We start from the raw sequence: 22174 nt of genomic DNA on the forward strand, positions 1-22174 counted from the left end.
GCCGGAAAAGGCGATATAGGAAACAGATGACATCGAAAGCTATATCAGGGCTGGTTGTAACGGGCGGCGGCGCGCGCGGCGCCTACCAAGTCGGTGTTTTGAAGGCGGTGAGCGAAATTTTGGAGAGTCGGACAGAACCGTTCGATGTCATTTCCGGAATTTCCGTCGGTGGCCTAAACGCGGCGGGCTTAGCGTCCGTGCCAGAAGATTTTGTCGCCAGTGCAAAAAACTTGGAGGTGTTTTGGCGAAGTTTGACAACCGCGAAAGTCTTTGACCCGAGGCTGCGAAAGATATTTTTGACAGCGCTTAAATTGGGCTTTGCAACGCTCTTACCCAAGCACATGTCCAACCCGCCCAAGTCGCTACTCGACAGTAGCCCGTTACGACAAACCTTGTTGGACAATATCGATTTTGGCAAAGTTGCAAAAGCGGTGCAAGATCGCGCGATAAAGGCGATCAGTGTCACCTGTTCAGGCTATGATTCAGGTTACGCCGTCACCTTCTTTGATACGCTGGGTGAGGACAATGACTGGCATCGCGTCCGCCGGGCGGGGCGAAAGCGGGTGTTGGATATTGATGAAGTCATGGCGTCAGCAGCGCTTCCGCTTTTGTTTCCCGCCGTTAAAATTGACAATGAGTATTTCGGAGATGGGGCGTTGCGCCAGACATCACCGCTCGCGCCGGCCATTCATCTGGGGGCGGATAAATTGTTCATTATCGGTACCCGCGATAGTCCACCTGAGCCGCACGAAGAGATCGACTTTACGGCTGAATACCCTTCGGCGGGCGATTTAGGGGGCTATGCCCTCGACATTATCTTTCACGACAGTCTTGAGTCCGACATCGAACGATTGAAGCGATTGAACACATTGGTTCGACACTTGACGCCTGAAGAAAGAGCGGGAGAAAAATTGAAAGAAATTGACGTTTTTTCCATCAACCCTTCAATCAGTCTGCGAAGCTTGGCACGGGAACATGCGCCTGAAATGCCGCGCCGGTTACGATGGTTGATCAAGCGACGAACGGCAGAAGCGGCCATGGGACGAATTGAGAGCTATTTGCTATTTGAACCCGGATATATTGGGGCTTTAATTGATTTAGGTTATAAGGATGCCATGGCTCGGCAAGAAGAAATTCGGGATTTTTTCCCCACGAGTAAGCCCGCTTATGTCACCACGCCAAAGAGCGTGCCAACGGCATAGGTCAAGCCCATCGCGGCTAGACCCCAAAATGAGACTCGGATCGCGGCCTTGAGTTTATTGGCCCCACCGACCTGTGCGGATACAATCCCCAAACCGATGAGCGCGACGAGGGACGATAGGCCGAGGCTCCACGCGACGACGGTGGGCGGGCTTATAATCGCGGCCAATAGAGGCAAGGCCGCGCCGATCGCGAAACTGAGAGCGGAGGTCCATGCGGCTTGAATTGGGCGCGCCTTATGCGTGTCCGTCAGCCCCAATTCATCGCGCATATGCGCGCCAAGCGGATCAATCGCCATAAGCTGCGTCGCAACCTGCTGGGCCAAATCATCGGACAGACCGCGTTGCCTGTATATGTGTGCCAGCTCTTGCAGCTCCCCAACCGGATCCGCCTCAATAGCGGCTTTTTCGATCGCGAGATCCACGGCTTCACTATCCGCTTGCGTGCTGACCGAAACATATTCTCCCGCGGCCATAGACAACGCGCCCGCCACCAGGGCCGCCGTTCCTGTGAGTAATAGAGCCTGATGCGACACGGAGGCCGCGGCCACGCCCATCATGACACTGGCCGTGGAAATTATACCATCATTGGCCCCGAGCACGGCCGCGCGCAGCCATCCTAACTTATGACTGACATGATGCTCATCAATATGGTCTTTGGTGGGCTTCGACATGCCGTGAGCTTATTCTTCAAAGTAAACCTTGTCAGAGGAATTTACACGTCGCCTCGCAGGCTGTGATACGGAAGGAGATTTGCAGAATGTGTCACGCGGTTATGGAGGACACGCACCGATCATAACCGAGTCTGACGGCGGGGTTTTATTGTAGAATTCACAGATCACATGCACCGCCTCGACAGCGGTATCAACGACCGTAAAGAGGGATAGGTCATCGGGCGCAACGAAACCTTCTTCGACCAAGAATTCAAAATCGACGACGCGGTTCCAGTAGGCGCTCCCAACCAAAATTATCGGGATCGGGTCTATTTTTTTGGTCTGAACCAAGGTGAGCACATCAAACACTTCGTCCAGCGTTCCAAAGCCCCCTGGGAACGCAACAAGTGCTTTTGCGCGCATAAGAAAATGCATTTTCCGCAATCCAAAATAACGGAAGCGAAAGCAAAGTTCCGGTGAAATATAGGGGTTTGGGATTTGCTCTTTAGGAAGATCAATATTGAGTCCAATGGAGCGCGCCCCGGCTTCATCGGCACCGCGATTAGCGGCTTCCATAATGCCGGGACCACCGCCCGTTACGACAACGAAGTCGGGCCGCCCCGCCACATGAAACCGCTGCGAGACAATTTTGGCGAAACGTCTCGCTTCCTCATAATAGTCCGATCTTCGAAGCTGCTTCTCAAGATCGGAGATTTTGCTCACATCGACAGTTTCCGCATTGCGGGCAGTTTCAAGGTCAGCCTCAACCGCCTCTTTCGCCCGCAGGCGCGCGCTGCCAAACACGACGATTGTAGACTGGATGCCTTCCCGCGTTTGCAGAAGATCGGCCTTCAGATATTCCAACTGCAACCTGACAGAGCGCAGTTCATCCAACCCTAGCAAATCAGGATCATTAGACGACAGCCGATAGGCTTCACTCTTCATCAAGTCTTGCTGCCGTTGCGTGAGCCCTTTGGCGTCGATGTTACGTTCATTGCCGCCAAATTTTTCAGTCATTCTGAATATCCTTATGACGTTCACGGAACCGACTTTGCTAAAGGAACACGCCCTATTTTTAGGCGTGTTTTGTCTCTGACTGACACCCCATAAACAGTACGCTTTTGGCCTCAGAGACCCGACTGATTAGTCTTTGGCGGGTGTCTCTTGGATCATTCTTAGGTAGGACAGCAGTCCCTCGGTTTCTTTCACAGTGAAATCGAAATCTGGCATATCCGGATGGCCTACATGAATATGTTCACGAAAATCATCGGCCAGAGCCTCAGGATTGTACTGGCTGAGAACTATCCGCAAGGGCGGTGCATCAGAGCGCGGACTATCCCCTGAAGGGCTCACATTGTGGCACGCCGCGCAGTGGGTTTTGGCAATATCCGCTCCCAATTCCGCATAGGGTTGCACGACCGTCGTCGGCGGAGATTTCATCGTCGGCGCTTGCACATTTTGACAGGCGACCAAGCTTATAACAGGAATGATAGTGACCGCTCTTATGATATCCATTTGACCTCCATGCCTGATTTCACGGCTCTAAGAAACGCGATCCTTCAGCTTCATTCCCGGCCCCGGAAATTCAGCCCGTGAGGATCCAGCCCCGTACAGCGTAAGCTTTAGAGGTTTATAGAGTTTGGGGCTACGTGATATTAAATAAGGCTCAGAGGCCGGACGCCTGGACCGATCATGCTGACGTGAAAACGTTGAGGTAGTGGGGTGACGACATTTGCCAACTGAGGTTGCGCCAACGCGTCACATCTGTGTAAACGCAAGTATGGTTGAGGAGACAATACAGATCAACGCGTGGCTTTACACAAGTGAATTTGTCGTGGCGCAATCTTGGGACGAGACAAAAGCCATGTCCGACGCGTTTTCCGCGTCCAATCAATCTTACGGGATAACGGGCTTTCTGATAAGTGATGGCCACAATGTCATGCAATATATTGAAGGCGGCGATTCAGAGCTTTCAACCCTAAAAAGCAAAATCATGAGTGACGCGCAGCACAACCGTCTCACCACCCACTGTAATACCTCCCTTAAAGAGAGGGCTTACCCCGATTGGTCTTTGAAGGCTGTGCCCCCGTCAGACTACGAAGATCTTTTCACAGAAATCGAGGCGGCCAATCGGATGTCCCTCGGCGTGAGCATTGCCCGGATGCTGTTTGACTCCATATTTGAGAGCTAAGCCGCCTGTCCGCAAAGTTTGAGGCGCGCGAATTTAACCGCTTTATTGTGTAAACGCGTGGCGGTTAGACGGCGTGAAACTTTGCCGCGTGCCAGCGGATATGATCGGCCATAAAAGTCGAGATGAAGTAATAGCTATGATCATAGCCGTCTTGCATCCGTAAGCGCAGGTCGATCCCGGCGTCCGCGCACGCCGTGGCCAAGGCCTCAGGTGCCAATTGTTTAGCCAGAAAATTATCGTCTGCCCCCTGATCCACCAGAAAGCTCGGCACACGGGCGCGCCTGTCATCTGTCATATCCTCGATCAGCGCGACGGCGTCATAGTCCCGCCACGCCTGTCGATCGTCGCCGAGATAACCACCGAGCGCTTTTTCGCCCCACGGGACTTGGGAGGGATGGCAGATCGGGGCAAAGGCAGACACGCTTTTGAACCGATCCGGATTTCGCAAACCAATCGTCAGTGCCCCATGCCCACCCATCGAATGACCAGTGATCCCCTGCCGCGTCATGTCCGCGGGAAAATTCTGCGCGATCAGCGAGGGCAGCTCGTCCTCAATATAGGTCCGCATCTGATAATGGGCGGCAAACGGGGCCTGCGTCGCATCGACGTAAAACCCCGCCCCTTGGCCAAAGTCATAGGCATCATCATCGGCCACACCCTCGCCGCGCGGGCTCGTGTCCGGTGCAATGAAGATAATCCCGGCCTCGGCACAGGCCGCGCGATATTCGCCCTTATCCGTGACATTGGCATGGGTGCAGGTCAGGCCCGACAAATACCATAGGACGGGGAACGGCCCCTCACCTTCCGGAACAAACACCGAAAACGTCATCGGCGTGTGTGTTGCCGTAGACGCATGGCGATACACGCCTTGCGTGCCGCCATGCGCGCGGTTGGTGGAGAGGGTTTCCAAAGCGAATTCAGTCAAGCCTAGCTACCCGAAACAAAGGCACAGACTTTATTGCCGTCTGGATCACGCAGATAAGCGCCGTAAGGATTGCCCGGCGCGCCTGAACGCGGCCCCGGTTTGCCCTCGCATGTCCCGCCATTGGCGCAGCCCGCCGAGTGGAACGCATCGACTTGCTCAGGCGTCTGCGCCTTGAACCCAATCGTGCCGCCATTGGCAAACGTCGCCGCTTCGCCGTTTCTCGGCTTGCCCACACCAAACGCACCGCCATTCGGCGAGCTGTAAAAGGCGCGCTCGCCCATCGTCTGCCCTTTAATGCCGAGCGGGCTCAGCGCCGCATCGTAAAAAGCGATGGATTTCGCGGGGTCGTTCGCGCCGACCATGATGTGTGTGAACATGGGTGTTCTCCTCGTTTCTCAAACAAACATTCAGCGTGATTAACTTATTAAGCGCTATACTCTAGGCGAAAGATTTCAACTTTAGTGGCCATAGCGTCGATGGATTGCAAATATAAACCTATGTTCAATCGAGTGTGGCCCTCAACTAATATCATTTCATTGGGCAAACTTTTATCAATAGCTGGTACATCCTGAAGTCGCGCTAAATGCCCATTTCGGTTATCTAGACAAATTATAGGGCTCGGAAACGACGCCTCAGCCCTCATAAATTTTTCTAACCAAATTTTATCGAATGGCCATTTGCGGCTGGGATGGTCGCCGCATATAAATTTCCCTTGATCCAATGCAGGAGTGTTATCCTCTCTAAATCTCGACCACGATGTTCTAATTTTTCTAAGTTCAGTGCTATCGATTTTTTCCCTGAAGAAGTTATACTTTTCTGACGGCACCCAATGAAAAGTGGAAAGGCCCCAATGTCTATGTAGCCACTCGCGAGCTACTTCTTCCGGAACATTTGGAAATGAAATCTGCTTGGCGCTCCACCAGTCTCTAAATGGCGTGCTGACTGCACCTGAACTATCAAAACTCGGAGCTAATTCTTCTGGATAATTATCCAACTCAATAAACCACCACACTCCGAATGCTCTCGCCCGAATGCATCAGGTCGAACGCCTCGTTGATCTGATCCAGATCAAGGACGTGGGTAATCATCGGGTCAATCTCGATCTTGCCGTTCATATACCAATCGACAATTTTCGGCACGTCCGTCCGGCCTTTGGCACCACCGAAGGCTGAGCCTTTCCAAACGCGACCTGTGACCAATTGGAACGGGCGGGTGCTGATTTCTTTGCCAGCTTCAGCGACGCCGATGACCACAGAGACGCCCCAACCGCGGTGGCAGGCCTCTAACGCATTGCGCATCACGTCGGTATTGCCCGTGCAATCAAAGGTGTAATCCGCGCCGCCATCGGTGAGGTCAACCAGATGCGCGACAAGGTCGCCGTCAACCTTTTTGGGATTGACGAAATGGGTCATGCCGAAACGCTCGCCCCATTCTTTTTTATCGTCATTAATATCAACGCCGATAATCTTATCCGCCCCGACTAACCGCGCCGCTTGCAACACATTGAGACCAATGCCTCCGAGGCCAAACACGATGACATTGCTGCCCGGTTCAACCTTGGCCGAGTTGGTCACAGCGCCCACGCCTGTCGTCACACCGCAGCCAATATAGCAGGCTTTGTCGAATGGCGCGTCGTCGCGGATTTTCGCGACCGCGATTTCCGGCAGGACCGTATGGTTCGCAAAGGTCGAGCAACCCATATAATGGTAGATCGGCTTGCCGTCAAAGCTGAACCGCGACGTCCCGTCCGGCATCACGCCCTTGCCTTGTGTGGCGCGAATGGCGGTGCAGAGATTGGTCTTGCCCGACAGGCAGCTTTTACACTGGCGGCATTCCGGCGTGTAGAGCGGGATGACGTGATCGCCCACTTTGAGCGAGGTCACGCCCTCCCCCAGCTCCCGCACAATACCCGCGCCCTCATGACCGAGAATGCAGGGAAACAGCCCTTCGCTATCCAGCCCGTCGAGCGTGTATGCATCCGTATGGCAAATTCCCGTCGCCATAATCTCAATCAGTACCTCACCCGCCTGTGGACCTTGCAGATCCACCTCGACGACTTTGAGTGGCTCTTTGGCAGCGAAGGCAACAGCCGCGCGGGTTTTACGGATTTTTGTCATGCTTAAACTCTAAAACGTTGGGATAATGAACGCGCTGTCTTCAGTTTCGCCTTCCGGCCAGCGCTGGGTCACGGTTTTGACTTTAGTGTAGAAGCGCATGCCTTCCATGCCGTACTGATTGGCATCACCGAACGCAGACCGTTTCCAGCCGCCGAAACTATGATAGGCGACAGGGACTGGGATCGGCACATTGATACCGACCATGCCGACTTCGACGCGGTCTGCAAATTCGCGCGCGACGCGGCCGTTTTGGGTGAAGATTGCGACGCCATTGCCATATTGATGCTCGGACGGCAGGCGCACGGCGGCTTCGAAATCTTTGGCGCGAACGATCTGCAACACGGGACCGAAAATCTCTTCGTGGTAGGTCTCCATGTCCGGCGTGACATTGTCGAGCAATGTCGGGCCGACGAAGAAGCCGCCTTCATGACCCTGTAAGGTAAAGCCGCGTCCGTCGCGAATGAGGGTCGCGCCTTCGGCCACAGCTTTGTCGATATCGGCTTCAATCGACGCTTTATGTACGGCGGAGACGACCGGGCCATAATCGGCGTCCGGATCGGTCGAGGTGCCGACCGTCATCGCGTCGATCTTCGGGAGCAGCGCTTCCAAAAAGCGTTCCGCTGTGCCTTCGCCGACAGGAACAACGACAGGCAAGGCCATGCAGCGTTCGCCAGCTGAGCCGTAAGCCGCGCCGAGGATGTCCTTGGCCGCTTGTTCCATATTGGCGTCCGGCATGATGATGCCGTGGTTTTTCGCCCCGCCCATACATTGCGCGCGTTTGCCGTTGGCCGTGGCCCGGGCATAGACATATTGCGCGATGTCGGATGACCCGACGAAGGATACGGCTTTAATCGTGGCGTGATCGCAGATCGCATCGACGATTTCTTTGTCGCCATTGATACATTGCAACAACCCGACCGGGCCGCCCGCTTCGACAAACAGTTCCGTCAGCCGCATCGGCACTGAGGGGTCTTTTTCAGACGGTTTCAAGATGACCGCATTGCCCGTCGTGATCGCCATGCCGAACATCCACATCGGGATCATGGCGGGGAAGTTAAACGGAGTAATCGCGGCGACAACGCCGAGCGGCTTGCGCATCGAGTAAACGTCGATTTCCGGCCCAGCGCCGTAGGTATGCTCGCCTTTTTGCGCATGCGGCGCACCGCAAGCAAATTCGATCACATCAAGCCCCCGGATGACATCGCCACGGCTATCGGGAATGACCTTGCCATGTTCGCGTGACAACGTCTCGGCCAGCTCTTCCATATGGCTTTCGACCAGCGCCTTATAGGCGAACAAGATGCGGGAGCGTTTTTGCGGATTGGTGTTGGCCCAGGCCACTTGCGCCTTGGCGGCGGATTTAACGGCGGCGTCTAGCTCGGCCGGTGTTGCCATCGCGACACGCGATTGCACGGCGCCCGTATTGGGATCGAAAATGTCTTTAAAGCGCCCCGATGTGCCGTCTACGCGCGCACCGTCGATAAAATGGCCAATTGTATGCATATTTTGCCTCGTCAAATCGTCGCGTCGGCGCTGTGAGAGCCAACACGATGTCTCAATGGATAGAATAATTGGAACCACCTTTAACGCGGTTTCGTGCCCCTGTCGCGGGTCAAGGCTGTATTCATCATTGGATGGATGTGATGCGTCGAAAATCACCCGTCGCGCAAGGCAAGGCGATGGGGGCGACGCGGCGCTAGGCGGCTGATGCCTGAGCTTTTTGGGCGGTTTGGGTGGCCTGACTTGTCTGCCCCTGCCATTTTGCGATCATCGCCAACAAGTTACCTTTAATGAGCGGCTTCGGGAGGTGATCGTCCATTCCGGCCGCCAAATAACGATCCCGTTCCGTATTCATAGCATGGGCCGTCACCGCAATGATCGGCGTGGCGGGCGCTTTGGCTTGGGCTTCAAGACGACGAATGGCCTGCGTGGCCTTGACCCCATCCATGATCGGCATTGAGATATCCATTAATACCAGATCGAACTGGGCAACACGGATCGCATTGACGGCTTCCTGTCCATCGTGGACAAAGTGCAAATCAAGCGGTTCGCCCTCACACATTAACCGCATGACTTCGCGATTGACGGCATTATCTTCCGCGACAAGAATTTTGGGGTTTGCCGTCGGGGCAGTCGCAGTCACGACGGGCTCAGGCTGTGCGCTATGCAGATTAAGAGCAGGATTGGTGGCGAGGGTTTCAGGGGACATAGCGGCGCGCGCTGACGCAGGAACCATCTTTTGCAACGCGCGGATCACAGCACCGGTTAAGGCCGGTTTTTCGAGCACGGACTCAACCCCCAGCGCACGGAACTCGCGCTTAACGTCATCACTACCAACAGAGGACAGCACCATCACCGGGGTCGCCGCTATCGTCGCGTCTGCCCGGATTTGCCGGACGAATTCCAACCCATCGATATGGGGCATTTGAAAATCACTGATCACGATCGGCAGGGTTTGGCTCCCCCGGGCGGCCACACCTCTCAGAACCGCCAACCCTTTTTCCGCACTATCCACACAATAGGCTTTTGCGCCCCATCCCGTGAGCTGCTCGCTAAGAATACGGCGGTTCAACGCGATATCATCCACGACTAAAAAAACGACTCCGCTCAGATCACACGTGTGTGGTTCTGCCACGGGTTTCGGCTTTGAGCTTTGCGTCTCAAGGGTCAGTTCAAACCAGAAGGTCGACCCGTGGCCATACTCAGATTTGACCCCGATCGTGCCGCCCATCAACTCAACGATGCGGCGACTGATAGAGAGACCAAGTCCTGTGCCACCAAATTGTCGTGTCGTTGATCCCTCCGCTTGCGTGAATTGATCGAAAATAAGGCCGAGCTTATCCTCAGGAATACCAACCCCCGTATCTTCGACCTCAATCCGAACCCGACTCAGACGCGCATCGACATCCTCCATGGTCGCCCGGATCAGCACATGCCCCTCCGAAGTAAATTTGATCGCATTGCCGAGCAAATTTGTCACGGTCTGTCGAATACGGCCAATATCCCCCACAACCGTGCGGTCGCGAAGGGACTCAATTTCAGCAATCAGATCGATTTCTTTATCGCGCGCCTGACTTCCTAACAGCGCAATTACGCTTTCAAGGGCGCAGTGTAGATCGAACGGTTCGGGATCGAGTTCCATCTTACCGGACTCAATTTTTGAGAAATCCAAAATGTCATTGATGATTGTCATCAAAGCCATGCCGGAGTCGTACATGAGGTCGACATAATGGGTTTGCACCTCGGATAGGTCTGTGCCGCGCATTACTTGCGCCATCCCCAAAACGCCATTCATTGGCGTCCGAATTTCATGGCTCATATTAGCAAGAAATTCAGATTTTGAGACGCTGGCCGCCTTGGCCTTACTGACAGCGGCTTCCAGCGCTTCCGTGTTTTCTTCGCTGGCCCGCTGAAGCGTATTGTATGTTCGATACAAGTCTCCGACCTCATCTGACCGCTGGTTTTGCTGGATCACATCGCGCCGCTTGGGCAGAGCGCGCCCCGCAATCAGGTTCGTCAAAGACGAAATCGGCCCGATCAACAGTTTTTCGAGCATGATCCGCAGGACAAGGAGAATAATGATCATTGATATGGCTAAGAATAATGTCAGTGTTCGCAATGACGACTTGCCCGACGCGACAATGAAACGCGGTGTATTCGACGATAGTAAGACTGATGTTTTTCCGTTTTCGGATTGAAACAGCGCCGTTTTCGTCGTGATGACTTTGTCTGCAGAAACATGCGGCGTATAAGCCCGGGCCTCAGCTTGACCGGACGTGAAGGCCAGCTCGACCAAGCCCAACTCTCCCTCTGCCCGCAAGGTCCAATCAATATTCGTTTTTCTTTTAATGGCCGCGATGAAATCTGCGTCAATTTTGCTGCCAATGACGATGTGCCCGACATGGCTTCCGCCGTCACGCGTCCCGACGATCGGCATGGTCGAGACAATCAAAGGTCCGTCGGCAGACTTAATAATGCCGTTCATCATGAAGCCTGGCTTCATCAGGTCCATAAGCTGGGACCACCCTGGTTCAGTCATGTCGTAAGCCGCGGCCATATCGGCGAGCGCCAATTGGTCTGCGTTCTCATCCTCGTCTCGCACGACACCGTATTTTAAACCCTTCGGGCAGAAGAAGCCGATCAGGTCGAGATTTGCAAATCTGAGTGAACTGGAGAGTCCGGTCTCCGATACGGGTGCCTCACCCTGACCCAGCATAAAATCATGCACGACATCCCATTTGCCATATTCAGACATCAAAGCGACTTTGGTTTCGATATTCCCGCGCACGGCATTTTCGATCACAAAGAAGTCGGAGTTCGCCTGATGAGTCTCTAAAGCTTCATAGCTGCGCCCGATAACGAGCGTGGCGACGAGCATTGTCACCCCACACAGCACAAGGGCTGTCAGGATAAAGGATGCTGTAAATTTCGTTCGTAGTTTCAATGGAATGATATCCGCGCGCCTATTTCACAGTCGCGGATAGCAGGTGAAAGCTAACTAGGTCTAAACACTGTGGAGCGACGCCAGCATGCGAACTCTCACGCAGCTACGTCAGGATTTATTCGGCCCAATGAACCAAACGGCGCATGGCGTGAGCGACCTCAAAAGAGGCGCACGGCTATGAAATGCCTTACTTTGTTGCAATATTGCTACAGTTCTGGATTTTCGACAGTCAAGTTAAAGCTTGGTGTCATTACGAACTTGTTAGGTCCATGGACCCTCCCTATAGGGGCATTAAGGGAATGCCATTCCTGCATTCAAAATTAAGAAGGGTAATATGTCCAATCTAAACCTGAAGCAGCTTCTGCTCTGCTCGTCATTGCTGGTTGGGGCCAGCTTTGCCTCATCGGGGATCGCATTCGCACAAGATGCTGATCCAGAACTTGAAAACACTGACGCGGAAGTGCTTCTGATTGAAGATGAAGATCTTCTTGACGACGAATCTGCTGACACAGTTGTCGTCACAGGTTCACGCATTAAACGTGATGCGTTCACAAGCATCTCACCGCTTCAGGTGATTTCAACTGAATTAGCCCAAGATGTTGGTCTGTTTGACCCAGCTTCTATTCTTCAGCGCTCCGAAGCGGCTTCTGGCCAGCAAATCGACGCGACATTCCAAGGCTTCGTTCTGGACAATGGTCCGGGCTCACAAACACTGAACATCCGCGGCCTTGGCGCTGACCGGACGCTTCTGCTGTTGAATGGTCGTCGTATTGCTCCTGCCGGTGTTGAAGGCGCGCCTTCCAGCCCGTCAATCAACTTGCTGCCTGGTTCCCTGATTGAACGTTATGACCTGCTGCTCGACGGCGCGTCATCCATCTATGGTTCTGACGCGGTTGCTGGTGTGGGTAACGTAATCCTGCGCAAAGACTTTGAAGGCTTGGAAGTCTTCGGTTCAGGCAACTACAACCCACGCGGGGGCGGCGACGATTATACTGTCAGCGCATCTTGGGGCAAAAACTCAGACCGTGGCTTCTTCGGCGTTGGCGCTGAATATGACTTCCGCGACGAAGTTAAGATTTCAGACCGTGACTTCCTTGCTGGTTGTGACACACATTACGAAATCTCTGAAAGCGGCGAAATCCGGACTGTCGGTATTTCTGACCGTCTGATTGTTGAAGACCGGACGCCTGGCGTCACAGTGTCCGATAATGCCTGCAAAGTTTCAGGTATTTCCGGCCGTATCTTCAACCCATTCACAAACCTTGGGTCAATCTACTACACACCCAACGCTGGCAACTCCGGCATTCCTAACTTTGATGAGTCCACAGGCGGCTTCGGCGATGTCGATGCCAACGGCGACGGCATCCGTGATGTTGACTTCCAAAATGTCAACGTCAACGGATCTAATGCTGACCGTACATTCATCAGTGAACAAAAGCGCATCAGCATCATGGCGTTTGGTGAATATACGCTTGAAGGCGAAGCTAACATCACACCGTTCTTCGAAGCGCTCTATACGCGCGCTGAAGTGGGTGCGGATAATACTGGTGCCCCACAGCTGTTCCCGTATGTGACAATGGCGAACCCGTTCAACCCATGTAATATCGGGACTGGCGTCGATTGTCGTGCGGCACAAAATGCAGGCGGCTTGTTCGCTAACAACCTCAGCACTGGCTTCTCGACACCCGTTATTCCTATTGTCGCTATCCGCGGTGATCGGAGTAACTTTGATGTTACGCAAGAACAGACACGTATCGTCGGCGGTATCAAAGGCGATATCCCTTGGATGAATGTCGGCCCATTGAACGACTGGACCTTTGAAGTTTCCGGGACTTATTCCCGTTCAGATGGTGAATCGACTCGTCTCGGTATTCGCGAAGACAAGTTGGCTTTGGCTTTGGGTATCGACCCGACGTTCGATTTTGATGGCGACGGCATTGTTGATAACAATGGCGACGGCATTGCAGATGATTATGATAATAACGTCAACTTCGGTGTGACCTTTGGCGCGCCTATTGTCGGGGTCAACACGCCCGCAGGTGTCATCAACCCTTGTGATGCTTCGGCCCTCTCAAACCCTAGTTTGGCGATGGCCGATCTGACGGCGGGCTGTGTCCCGGTCAATCTGTTCGCCGATAGCGTCCTTGGTGCTGCGATTGGTGATTTCGAAACGCAAGCTGAACGTGACTATGTGTTCGGTCGTCGTGATTTCGACACCATTTATGAGCAAACGATCTTCAATGGTATGGTAACTGGTCAGGTCGGCAAAACTGCTGCCGGTCCAATCGGTGTTGCTGCGGGCTTTGAAATCCGCACAGACAAGATCGATTCACGCCCATCATTGGTTGCTGAAAACGGTTTGTTCTTCGGGTTCTTCTCTGACTCGGGTGCTCAAGGTGAAAAAACCATCAAGGAAATTTTCGCCGAGGTCGATATTCCATTGATCGCTGATTATCCTTTGTTCGAGCAACTTGACGTTAACATTTCAGGTCGTTTCACGGATGAAGAGTTTTACGGTTCGGCCGGAACATATTCGATCAAAGGCGGCTGGCGTCCCGTGACACCACTCTTGCTGAAAGCAAGCTATGGTACGTCATACCGTGCGCCGAACCTGCGTGAAAACTTCTTGGCCGGACAATCCGGGTTCAATACAATCTTTGACCCGTGTGCCGTCCCCAATGATGCTTTCATCACTGGTGTTTATAACGCCTCTGAAGATACGCGTGATGCTACAACTTTGGCTAACTGTCGCCGTGAAGGACGTGACCCACTTACAGTCGGTACCGATCCTCTTGGTAACCTTTTGGGCACGCAACAAAGTGCGAGTGTCGAAATTTCAGCAGGTGGTTCACTGGACCTAGAGCCAGAGACTTCCACGTCTTTCACAACTGGTTTTGCCTTCACGCAACCATTCTTTGAAAGCTTCGATTTCGACTTCAACATGAACTATTATGACATCAAAGTTACGGGGGCTGTTATTGAGCCGTCCGGCGCTTTCATTGTTAATGATTGCTTCTCACGTGATGACGGAACTCGCTCACCATTCTGTGGACGTATCCAAACGGGTGGCGCGCGTAGCTTGGTCAGCTTTGTCTCAGGCGGCTTTATCAACCAGGACGAAGAAATAGTCCGTGGTCTCGATATTAACTCACGCTTTGGTTATGAGTTCACAGCCTTTGACCAGCCGCTTGATTTTGGTCTGAACGTTCGGGCCAACAAGTTGCTGGAACGCAGTAGCCTCTTCGTTGACGATACAGGTGAAGAGCTGTTTGACGAAGATGCCGGTGAGTTTGGCTTCCCAGAGTGGACCGGAACAACGACAGCGACGCTGGATTGGAAAGACTTCCGTCTGACTTGGCAAGCGCGTTACATCGGTAAAGTCGAGCAACAAGCTGACGGTATCGACCCGTTCAGTGACGTGTTTGATACACGCGGCACAGGGTTCTTCTCTGATACGTGTGCAAACGGTGAGTTCTGTCGTGATGTCGGTTTCGCCGATGATTACATGACCCACACAGTCGCTTTGCGTTATCGTGCGGATACATGGACCCTTCGTGGCGGTGTTTCGAACGTCTTTGACAAAGAGCCACCCCTGGTTGACAGCAATGAAGTTCTCGCAATTTCCAACACACCAATCGGAAATGGCTACGACCTTGACGGTCGTGAGTTCTTCATCTCGATGAACAAACAGTTCTAGTCCTTAGGGATTAAGACGACTATTTAGGGTCCCAGCCTCAGGCTGGGGCCCTTTTTCGTGGCCGACAGGCAGAATTTGCTGTGATTACGATGTAATATCGCCTCAAAGTATCTTGCTTCCACTCTGGACTGTGCCAAATTGCAGGCCAATTGCCGGAGAAACACCTATGAAATCGATCCTCTTATCCTGTGTTGCTGCTATGGGCATGGTTGCCCTGCCGGCAACGATCGCGTCCGCCAAGGTCAGCAAGCCCTACCCAATGGAATATTGGGCTGCGCCAAATTTCATGAGCAGCGTTTCATTGTCTCCCGATGGGAAACGTGTCGCTTTCATCAAAGCGGAAAGCCAGATGGGTGATAATATTATCGAGATCTATGAAACCGCGAATATGAAGAAAAAGCCTCTTCGCGTCGGCGCCGACACCATGGAAATCCAACAATTCAGCTGGGTGAGTGACCGCGATTTAATCGTCGTTTTTAACAAACAAGTCAGTAAAAAAATCAAAGGCTTCAACCGAGGCGCTTTTAAATCCAAAGTGGCATTGTTTTCGATAAAATCTAAGAAGTTTGAAGAACTTAACGACGATAACTTTGCAATCTCTTTTGTCTCTCCTTTGATTGACAAACCCAATAAAGTTTTGGTGACGTTTCAAGAGGCCCGAGAGGGCAAATCCCGTCGCGCGGCCAATTACTATGAATATGACCTTAAAACGGGCAGCAAGAAACTTGTGCTCAAGGGCAACCAAGAACTGTTTGGATACCGTTTTGATAAAGACGGCAACCCGCGTTTTGCCAGCAAATTCGATCAAGGGTCGGAAGAGTTTGTCTACTTATGGCGCCCTGTCGACGGCGGTGGTTGGGAAGAGTATCACCGTATAAAACGCGATAGTTTTGAAAACTTCTCCTATGCTGGAATCATCAAAGACGAGCCAGACATGGTCTATGTCATCGCTCACAACGGCGAAGACCGGGAAGGGCTTTACAAGTTCAATCTTCGGACCAAACAATTTGGTGAGCTCGTTTTCCGTCACCCTGAAGTCGAGCTTGGGGGAACAACTCGCCACTCAAACGCTTGGACACGGGCCGGTGAAGTGACGGGTGTGACTTACGGAACCGATAAAACTTATACAGAGTATTTCGACGCCGAAGAAGAAGCCATCGTTAACCAGTTTACGGCGGCAATTCCGAATGCCCACCGTGTTCGTCTGTCAAGCCGATCGCGAGACGGTAACGTCGTTGTGGTTACAAACTCCGGTCCACGCGACCCTGGCTCTTACTACCTTTATAATAATGGGGCGTTCTCAAAACTGGGCAGTGTCAATGCCTTGCTCGAACCTGAGCAGCTCTCGGATGTTGAATATATCACGTATCAAGCTCGCGATGGCAAAACCATTCGTGGCTATGTCACCCGTCCGAACGGTCCCGGACCGCACCCTCTAGTCGTCATGCCACACGGCGGTCCTTTCGTCGGAGAAGTCGTCGGTTGGGATGACTGGGGACAAATGCTGGCCAACAATGGCTACATGGTCTTGCAACCGCAATATCGCGGCTCCACCAATTACGGCCTTGATTTCTACAAAGCGGCTTTCATCAACGGCGGTGAAGGGGGCGGTAAAATGCAAGATGATAAGGATGATGGCGTCCAATACCTAATTGACAAGGGTGAGGTCTCTGCCGACCGCGTCGCAATGTTTGGCTGGTCTTATGGCGGTTACGCAGCCCTAATTGCGGCGGCTCGTGAGCCCAACATCTATCAATGTGTCATCGCAGGCGCGGCCGTGGCGGATAATCAGCAACAAGTGAACTATTATCGAAACGGCATCCGAGGTTCGCAGCGTGTCGAGCAATTGGCCATGTGGGATGACTCCGTCAGTCCAATCGAAGAGGTGAGCAAGGTCAATGTACCCATGCTCCTTATCCACGGCTCCGTTGATCAACGGGTAGTTGTCAGCCACTCTAAAAAGTATGTTGATGAGCTCGAGAAATACGGCAAGGATTTCGAATATATCGAATTGGAAAATGCCGATCACTTCTCAAACACGCTCGATTACGATCACAAAATGTTGGCCTATCCACGGATGATGGACTTCCTCAAAAAAGATTGTGGTCCGGGCGGGCTGTAGGCTTCGTTCAACACTCATCACAACACGCGCCTCTCGGGGCGCGTTTTTTTTTGCGCGCAATGCAGATGGCGGCGTTACTGCGCCGCGCCTAATCCCTATCGCTGCGCAGATAGATTGATATGTAGGCGCTATGGCAGTGCGATTCATCCACACAGCTGATTGGCAGCTAGGCAAGCCGTTTGGTCGGTTTGATGATGCTTTGGCCGGTCGACTGACTGCAGAGCGCCAAGAGGTGATCACCCGGATTGCCGACACGGCCCGCACACAGAACGCGCCGCATGTTATTGTCGCCGGCGATGTCTGGGACAATGCCGCCCCGAATAATGCCGTCCTGCGCCAGCCGCTCGATATTATGGGAGAGCAGCCCGACATTACTTGGTGGCTGATGCCCGGCAATCATGATGTCGACGGGGCCGATAGTCTCTGGGACCGGGTCGCCGCAATCGCCCCGCCGAATTTGCGCGTTTTACGCACGGCCGAACCGATCCAAATGACGCCAGACACATGGTTGCTCCCGGCTCCGTGGCAGCGCTTGCATCACGGGCGTGACCTAACAGATTGGATGGACGGCGCCGAGACGCCCGCAGGGGCGATCCGTATCGGTATAGCGCACGGGTCGATAAAAACGTTCGGGACCCAACATGAGGGAACGAATTCCGGCGAAAGCGATGCCATCATTCCCCCTGACCGCGCGACCCGGGCTCGGCTGGATTATCTCGCACTCGGGGATTGGCATGCGCGCGCCGCCATCAACCCCCGCACCCATTATTCCGGCACGCCAGAGCCCGACCGTTTCAAAACCGGATCCCGCGGCCAAGTCCTGCTGGTCGAGATCGACGCGCCCGGCGCAGAGCCTCGCGTCACCGACATTCCGACAGCGGCGTTCGATTGGCCCGTCATTGATGCCCCGCTTCGCGTCGAAGCAATTTCGGACACGCTTAAACAGATCACGGATCACGTACAAAGCGGGCGCGCCGAACGGTACACATTGGCCGAAATCACCCTGTCGGGCGAAACGACGGTGCAAGACTGGACGCTGTTAGACGCATTTATCGACGACCTGTCCGGGCGCTGCGCCTATCTTGATCTGCGCGGGACGTCGACTGTCGCATTGAAAGTCGTGACGGAGGACATCGAAGCCCTCGACGCACAAGGCTCGGTTCGACAGACAGCCGAGCAGCTCAAAGCCCGGCGTGAAGACCCTGCCCTCAGCCAAGCCGACCGCGATATTGCCGCAGACGCGCTACGCTTGCTGTTCTCTTTCGCGGCCACGGATCAGTCCCAGTCATGAGAGACACGGTATGAGGATCGACGCGTTCCGCTTTCGCCATGTCGGCCCCTTCGGGGCAGACGGCATTGAGGTGTCGGGCTTTCGCCCCGGCCTGAATGTCATCGCGGAACATAATGAGCGCGGAAAATCCAGCCTGCTGGCGGCGTTAGAAACTGTGCTGTTCCTTCCGCATACGAGCTGGAAGGGTGACGCCAAACGATTACAACGCAATGACGGCGCCCCCGTTGGCGAAGTTGATTTTACCCATGCGGGGCGCGCCTATCGGCTCGTTAAACGTTTCGTCAAATCCCGCCATACCGAACTCATCGACCTGACAAGCGGCACGATTGTCGCCACGAAACGCGAAGCCGAGGAACGGGTCGGCGAGATGCTCGGCCTCAACTCCACGGCGCGCGGCCCGTCCGGGCTTCTGTGGGTCCGCCAAGGTGACAGCATGGACCAAGCGCAAGATGATGGGCAAGTGGCCTCGCGTCTTGAAAGCGAGCTTTCAACCTTAGTCGGCGGCGAACGCGCACGCGCTTATTTAGACCGAACCGAAACAGAGCTTTATGCGCTTCTGACCGCGACAGGGCGGGTTAAGACAGGCGGACCGTTGGCGTTGGCCGAAGACGCGCTCGCCACGACCGAGTCCAATTTAGAGGTGGCGCGCACGGCTCAATCAGCAACCCGACAAATGGGGCTAGACCTCGCCCGCGTCCTCGAACAAATTGCCGTTACGGAGACACAAGGCGATACGAATACAGAAATCACCCAACTCAAAGATGCGCGCGCAGCGCTCGACAAAGCCCGGATTGCCCGCAGCGAGCTTGACCGCCTGACTGAGCTACTCGCCCGGCTGCAAGCCGAAACCGAACGCGCCGATGCCAAACTCGCGGCGCATTTGGCCGCCACCAAAGCCTTGGATGACGCGCAAACCGATATTGATAATATCAGCAGCGCCGTGACCGCTTTGTCCACCCGAAAAGCCGATGTACTAACACACCTCACCGGTCTCTCGGATCATCTGCAGGGGCTCGAAGCGCGCCGTGCCACCCTCTCAAAATTAGACGCCGATCAGGCAACTCGTGAAAGGCTCATCGACCGCAACGCCGCCTTACAAGCCGTGATCGTCAATCTTGAGGCGCTCGACATCGTCATCGACACGCGCGCCAGCCATGTTGCGCAGCGTGATGCCCTGCCCCTCATCGACCGAACCGCGCTGGACCGGATGGATCAGCTAAGGCGAACCTTAGATCAAACACAGACGGCTTTGGCCCATGTAGACTCCACACTCCTGGTTGATTTCGCCCCCGACATTGTTGCCACAATCGGCGACACCGTTGTAACGAACGGCCCCATTCAGCTTAACGCAACGACAGCCCTTACAATCGCCGGGGTCGGCACAATCATATTGGCTGCACCGGAAGCTGAAACTCTGCGCGCCACATTAACGCAGACGCAAGACGCCTTAGAGGCGCTCTTCGAAGCGCTTGGCGTATCATCGCCCGAAGAGGCCGCCGCCGCGCTGCACCGTCGTAAAGATATTATGGATGATATTGCTCTGATTGACCGAAAAATCACCCTCATTGCCCCGGATGGGCGCGACGCGCTGATCGATGCGCGTGACCGATTGCAGGGCGAGATTGACCGGCTTGCGGGTATGTTAAACGATATGCCCGTTGATGAGGTGAAGATCGATGGCGTCGCGCTTGAAGCGACCTTGGCGCAAACGCGGGGTGAACAACGCGCCGCGCAAACGACGCTCAGTGAAATTGACCGTGAACTCGCCACCTTACAAGAACGTCTCAACACGCGGCGGCGCGATCTGGCGAGTGCACCCGATACGGCAACGCCTGCTAAACGAAAAGAAAACTACGGCGCATTAGCCGCCGCGGCCGCAAGTCTGGCGACACAAGTCGAAACCGCCAAAACCACTCTAAACGATACGCGCGCCCAAGGCCCCTCCGACCCCGCGCTGTTTGAGGCCCGGATCAAGCGGTTGAGCGATGTTGCGCGCACCCGGACGGAAACACTTTCGCGTTTGCGTATAGACGCCGCCGAGCTGGCCGCGCGCCGTCGGGAAAGTTTCGAGCAACGCGACCCCGACGCCGAAGTGACGCGCCTTGAAGACCGAGCCGTGCAGCTGATGGATACGGTCGACCGTCACCGCAAACGCGCGGCCGCCCTGAGCTTACTGCGCGATACGCTCAAGGACTCGCAGCGCAGCTTACAAGATCAATATACTGATCCGGTGCGGCAAGAGTTACTCCCCCTGCTCCGGCTTGTGATTGATGGGGCGGATGTGGAACTCAGCGAAACGCTCGGCGCCCAAGGGCTTATGCGGGACGGTCGCGACGATTCGTTGGAACGTCTCTCCGGCGGAACACAGGAACAGATTGCAATTTTAACGCGCCTAGCCTTTGCGCGCCTGCTCACCAAGGGCGGACAGCCCTGCCCCGTCATTCTCGATGACGCATTAGTTTATGCGGATGACAGGCGGCGGGGACGCATGTTTGATGTGATGCATTATGTCACCAGCGGCGACGATCCGTTGCAATTGCTCTATCTGTCCTGCCACGAAGCCAATGCCAATGAGCTGGGCGGAAACCGCCTAACGCTCAAACCTTGGGTGGATTCCTAAGCGCTGAGAATAAGCGCTTCCGCCGCCTTACCAATCCGGCGCAGCCCTATTTCCAGCTCGCCGACAGGCATCGACAGCACCGGCATACAGGTCTTGTTGACGTCGACAATATAGAGCCGCCCGCCTTCTGAGTAATCCCGCAAAACGTCCATCGATCCAAAATCGAGTCCCATTGCGGCGCAAAACTGCGTAATCAATTGGCGTTCTTCTCTGCTGAATGTCGTATCCGGGTCGCGCAATGTCGTTTCCAGATAGACCGCCTGAAAGCGCGATTCACAGGCTTTTTCCTTACGAAAAACCTGCACTACGACCCCGCCCACGCAGGCGCAGCGTAAGTCCTCCGTCACCCCCTTGCGGACAGTGCTTTCGACCGGGTGTTGATAGACACAATCCACAAGCGGCGCACTCAGCGGGCCTTGCACAATCTGTCCGTCATGCAGGCCGTTCCCATCTGATTTTTGCACCATCGGGCCGAGATGGGTCAACGGGTCGAGGGTCAGGGGATAGCCAAACACGGCCTCGAACACGCGCCCGACATGCGCCTTGGAAATATCGGTCGCGAGTACATTGAGCAGCTTTGCTTGTGTGTGCGGCAAGGTGACATCTGACACAGTCCGATCATCAAAAATCATCACCGCATCGGCAGTTTTCAAATCGCGTGTCAAACGGATGCCCGTTCCGGCTAGCGCCAGCGGCAGCGTGTACCACGGTCCAGCGGGCTGCGGATAATAAGCGATTGTTCCGCGCTTTGCGGGGCGCGACATCCGGTGGCGAAACTGCAGATAGGGCACGATCCAGAGACCCCGCAACACGCTGCGATCCCATGTGATGCGCCCGCCCACAGTCCGCCAATAATCCAGCCATCGCTTCATGCGTGCCGTTAGCGCGGCAGTTCATCACGGTCGAGTCACAGAT

Annotated in this window: 17 protein-coding genes; 7 read left to right on the top strand and 10 right to left on the bottom strand. The window is 54.4% G+C overall.

Translation table 11 applies throughout. The features are described 5' to 3' along the window. The first annotated feature begins 26 nt into the window (after nucleotides 1-26). Nucleotides 27-1202, top strand: coding sequence for a patatin-like phospholipase family protein (locus IE105_RS04735; protein ID WP_189495974.1), 1176 nt, complete (start codon nucleotides 27-29; stop codon nucleotides 1200-1202). Here the strand turns inward: IE105_RS04735 and IE105_RS04740 are convergent. From IE105_RS04740 to IE105_RS04750, 3 genes are all read right to left on the bottom strand, one after another. Then, on the bottom strand, nucleotides 1166-1873 hold the full coding sequence (locus tag IE105_RS04740) for a VIT1/CCC1 transporter family protein (protein ID WP_189495976.1): 708 nt from the start codon (nucleotides 1871-1873) through the stop codon (nucleotides 1166-1168). The genes IE105_RS04735 and IE105_RS04740 overlap by 37 nt on opposite strands. A 99-nt stretch (nucleotides 1874-1972) precedes the next feature. Beyond that, nucleotides 1973-2869: an LOG family protein gene (locus IE105_RS04745; RefSeq protein WP_189495978.1), complete on the bottom strand. Its 897-nt coding sequence runs from the start codon at nucleotides 2867-2869 to the stop codon at nucleotides 1973-1975. Between the two features lie 126 nt (nucleotides 2870-2995). Further along, nucleotides 2996-3367, bottom strand: coding sequence for a c-type cytochrome (locus IE105_RS04750; RefSeq protein WP_189495980.1), 372 nt, complete (start codon nucleotides 3365-3367; stop codon nucleotides 2996-2998). 265 nt (nucleotides 3368-3632) lie between these two features. Between IE105_RS04750 and IE105_RS04755 the strand changes: the two genes are divergently transcribed. Beyond that, complete coding sequence (locus IE105_RS04755; protein WP_189495982.1) at nucleotides 3633-4043, top strand: BLUF domain-containing protein; 411 nt, start codon at nucleotides 3633-3635, stop codon at nucleotides 4041-4043. A 64-nt stretch (nucleotides 4044-4107) separates the two neighbouring features. Here IE105_RS04755 and fghA read toward each other — a convergent pair whose 3' ends face one another. The 5 genes from fghA to IE105_RS04780 are packed head-to-tail and all read right to left on the bottom strand — an operon-like array spanning nucleotide 4108 to nucleotide 8588. After that, a complete protein-coding gene (fghA, locus tag IE105_RS04760; RefSeq protein WP_189496374.1) occupies nucleotides 4108-4953 on the bottom strand; it encodes an S-formylglutathione hydrolase in 846 nt (281 codons plus the stop codon). A gap of 17 nt (nucleotides 4954-4970) precedes the next feature. After that, nucleotides 4971-5345 carry a VOC family protein gene (locus IE105_RS04765; protein WP_189495984.1) on the bottom strand — a complete coding sequence of 125 codons (375 nt, stop codon included), beginning with the start codon at nucleotides 5343-5345 and terminating at the stop codon, nucleotides 4971-4973. Between the two features lie 47 nt (nucleotides 5346-5392). Then, nucleotides 5393-5980: a hypothetical protein gene (locus tag IE105_RS04770; RefSeq protein ID WP_189495986.1), complete on the bottom strand. Its 588-nt coding sequence runs from the start codon at nucleotides 5978-5980 to the stop codon at nucleotides 5393-5395. After that, nucleotides 5964-7085, bottom strand: a complete 1122-nt coding sequence (locus tag IE105_RS04775; protein ID WP_189495988.1) for an S-(hydroxymethyl)glutathione dehydrogenase/class III alcohol dehydrogenase — start codon at nucleotides 7083-7085, stop codon at nucleotides 5964-5966. Before IE105_RS04775 ends, IE105_RS04770 begins: the two co-directional genes overlap by 17 nt. 9 nt (nucleotides 7086-7094) lie before the next feature. Further along, on the bottom strand, nucleotides 7095-8588 hold the full coding sequence (locus tag IE105_RS04780) for a CoA-acylating methylmalonate-semialdehyde dehydrogenase (RefSeq protein ID WP_189495989.1): 1494 nt from the start codon (nucleotides 8586-8588) through the stop codon (nucleotides 7095-7097). A 68-nt stretch (nucleotides 8589-8656) separates the two neighbouring features. Between IE105_RS04780 and IE105_RS15500 the strand changes: the two genes are divergently transcribed. Then, entirely contained in the window at nucleotides 8657-8785 is a 129-nt protein-coding gene (locus tag IE105_RS15500; RefSeq protein ID WP_267904657.1) for a hypothetical protein, read from the top strand. On the opposite strand, the gene IE105_RS04785 is transcribed toward IE105_RS15500, so the two are convergent. Next, nucleotides 8782-11463 carry a response regulator gene (locus tag IE105_RS04785; RefSeq protein ID WP_189495991.1) on the bottom strand — a complete coding sequence of 894 codons (2682 nt, stop codon included), beginning with the start codon at nucleotides 11461-11463 and terminating at the stop codon, nucleotides 8782-8784. The genes IE105_RS15500 and IE105_RS04785 overlap by 4 nt on opposite strands. Before the next feature lie 400 nt (nucleotides 11464-11863). Between IE105_RS04785 and IE105_RS04790 the strand changes: the two genes are divergently transcribed. The 4 genes from IE105_RS04790 (at nucleotide 11864) to IE105_RS04805 (ending at nucleotide 21259) form a co-directional block, all read left to right on the top strand. Further along, entirely contained in the window at nucleotides 11864-15226 is a 3363-nt protein-coding gene (locus IE105_RS04790) for a TonB-dependent receptor domain-containing protein (protein WP_189495994.1), read from the top strand. Nucleotides 15227-15392: 166 nt separating this feature from the next. After that, nucleotides 15393-17348, top strand: coding sequence for an alpha/beta hydrolase family protein (locus IE105_RS04795; RefSeq protein WP_189495996.1), 1956 nt, complete (start codon nucleotides 15393-15395; stop codon nucleotides 17346-17348). 130 nt (nucleotides 17349-17478) lie between these two features. After that, a complete protein-coding gene (locus tag IE105_RS04800; RefSeq protein WP_189495997.1) occupies nucleotides 17479-18639 on the top strand; it encodes a metallophosphoesterase family protein in 1161 nt (386 codons plus the stop codon). A 10-nt stretch (nucleotides 18640-18649) separates the two neighbouring features. After that, nucleotides 18650-21259 (top strand): AAA family ATPase, encoded by a 2610-nt coding sequence (locus IE105_RS04805; protein WP_189495999.1) that lies wholly within the window; start codon nucleotides 18650-18652, stop codon nucleotides 21257-21259. Here the strand turns inward: IE105_RS04805 and IE105_RS04810 are convergent. Then, nucleotides 21256-22131: an ATP-grasp domain-containing protein gene (locus tag IE105_RS04810; RefSeq protein WP_189496001.1), complete on the bottom strand. Its 876-nt coding sequence runs from the start codon at nucleotides 22129-22131 to the stop codon at nucleotides 21256-21258. The two genes, IE105_RS04805 and IE105_RS04810, sit on opposite strands and share 4 nt — an antisense overlap. Nucleotides 22132-22174: the final 43 nt, after the last annotated feature.

It is taken from the genome of Algimonas arctica, from assembly GCF_014652695.1.
GTDB lineage: Bacteria > Pseudomonadota > Alphaproteobacteria > Caulobacterales > Maricaulaceae > Litorimonas > Litorimonas arctica.

What these genes read in the sequence shown, in the direction of transcription:
- IE105_RS04735 (WP_189495974.1), top strand. Translation starts at nt 27, where the DNA reads ATGACATCGAAAGCTATATCAGGGCTGGTTGTAACGGGCGGCGGCGCG.
- IE105_RS04740 (WP_189495976.1), bottom strand. Translation starts at nt 1,873, where the DNA reads ATGTCGAAGCCCACCAAAGACCATATTGATGAGCATCATGTCAGTCAT.
- IE105_RS04745 (WP_189495978.1), bottom strand. Translation starts at nt 2,869, where the DNA reads ATGACTGAAAAATTTGGCGGCAATGAACGTAACATCGACGCCAAAGGG.
- IE105_RS04750 (WP_189495980.1), bottom strand. Translation starts at nt 3,367, where the DNA reads ATGGATATCATAAGAGCGGTCACTATCATTCCTGTTATAAGCTTGGTC.
- IE105_RS04755 (WP_189495982.1), top strand. Translation starts at nt 3,633, where the DNA reads ATGGTTGAGGAGACAATACAGATCAACGCGTGGCTTTACACAAGTGAA.
- IE105_RS04765 (WP_189495984.1), bottom strand. Translation starts at nt 5,345, where the DNA reads ATGTTCACACACATCATGGTCGGCGCGAACGACCCCGCGAAATCCATC.
- IE105_RS04775 (WP_189495988.1), bottom strand. Translation starts at nt 7,085, where the DNA reads ATGACAAAAATCCGTAAAACCCGCGCGGCTGTTGCCTTCGCTGCCAAA.
- IE105_RS04780 (WP_189495989.1), bottom strand. Translation starts at nt 8,588, where the DNA reads ATGCATACAATTGGCCATTTTATCGACGGTGCGCGCGTAGACGGCACA.
- IE105_RS04785 (WP_189495991.1), bottom strand. Translation starts at nt 11,463, where the DNA reads ATGCTCGTCGCCACGCTCGTTATCGGGCGCAGCTATGAAGCTTTAGAG.
- IE105_RS04790 (WP_189495994.1), top strand. Translation starts at nt 11,864, where the DNA reads ATGTCCAATCTAAACCTGAAGCAGCTTCTGCTCTGCTCGTCATTGCTG.
- IE105_RS04795 (WP_189495996.1), top strand. Translation starts at nt 15,393, where the DNA reads ATGAAATCGATCCTCTTATCCTGTGTTGCTGCTATGGGCATGGTTGCC.
- IE105_RS04800 (WP_189495997.1), top strand. Translation starts at nt 17,479, where the DNA reads ATGGCAGTGCGATTCATCCACACAGCTGATTGGCAGCTAGGCAAGCCG.
- IE105_RS04805 (WP_189495999.1), top strand. Translation starts at nt 18,650, where the DNA reads ATGAGGATCGACGCGTTCCGCTTTCGCCATGTCGGCCCCTTCGGGGCA.
- IE105_RS04810 (WP_189496001.1), bottom strand. Translation starts at nt 22,131, where the DNA reads ATGAAGCGATGGCTGGATTATTGGCGGACTGTGGGCGGGCGCATCACA.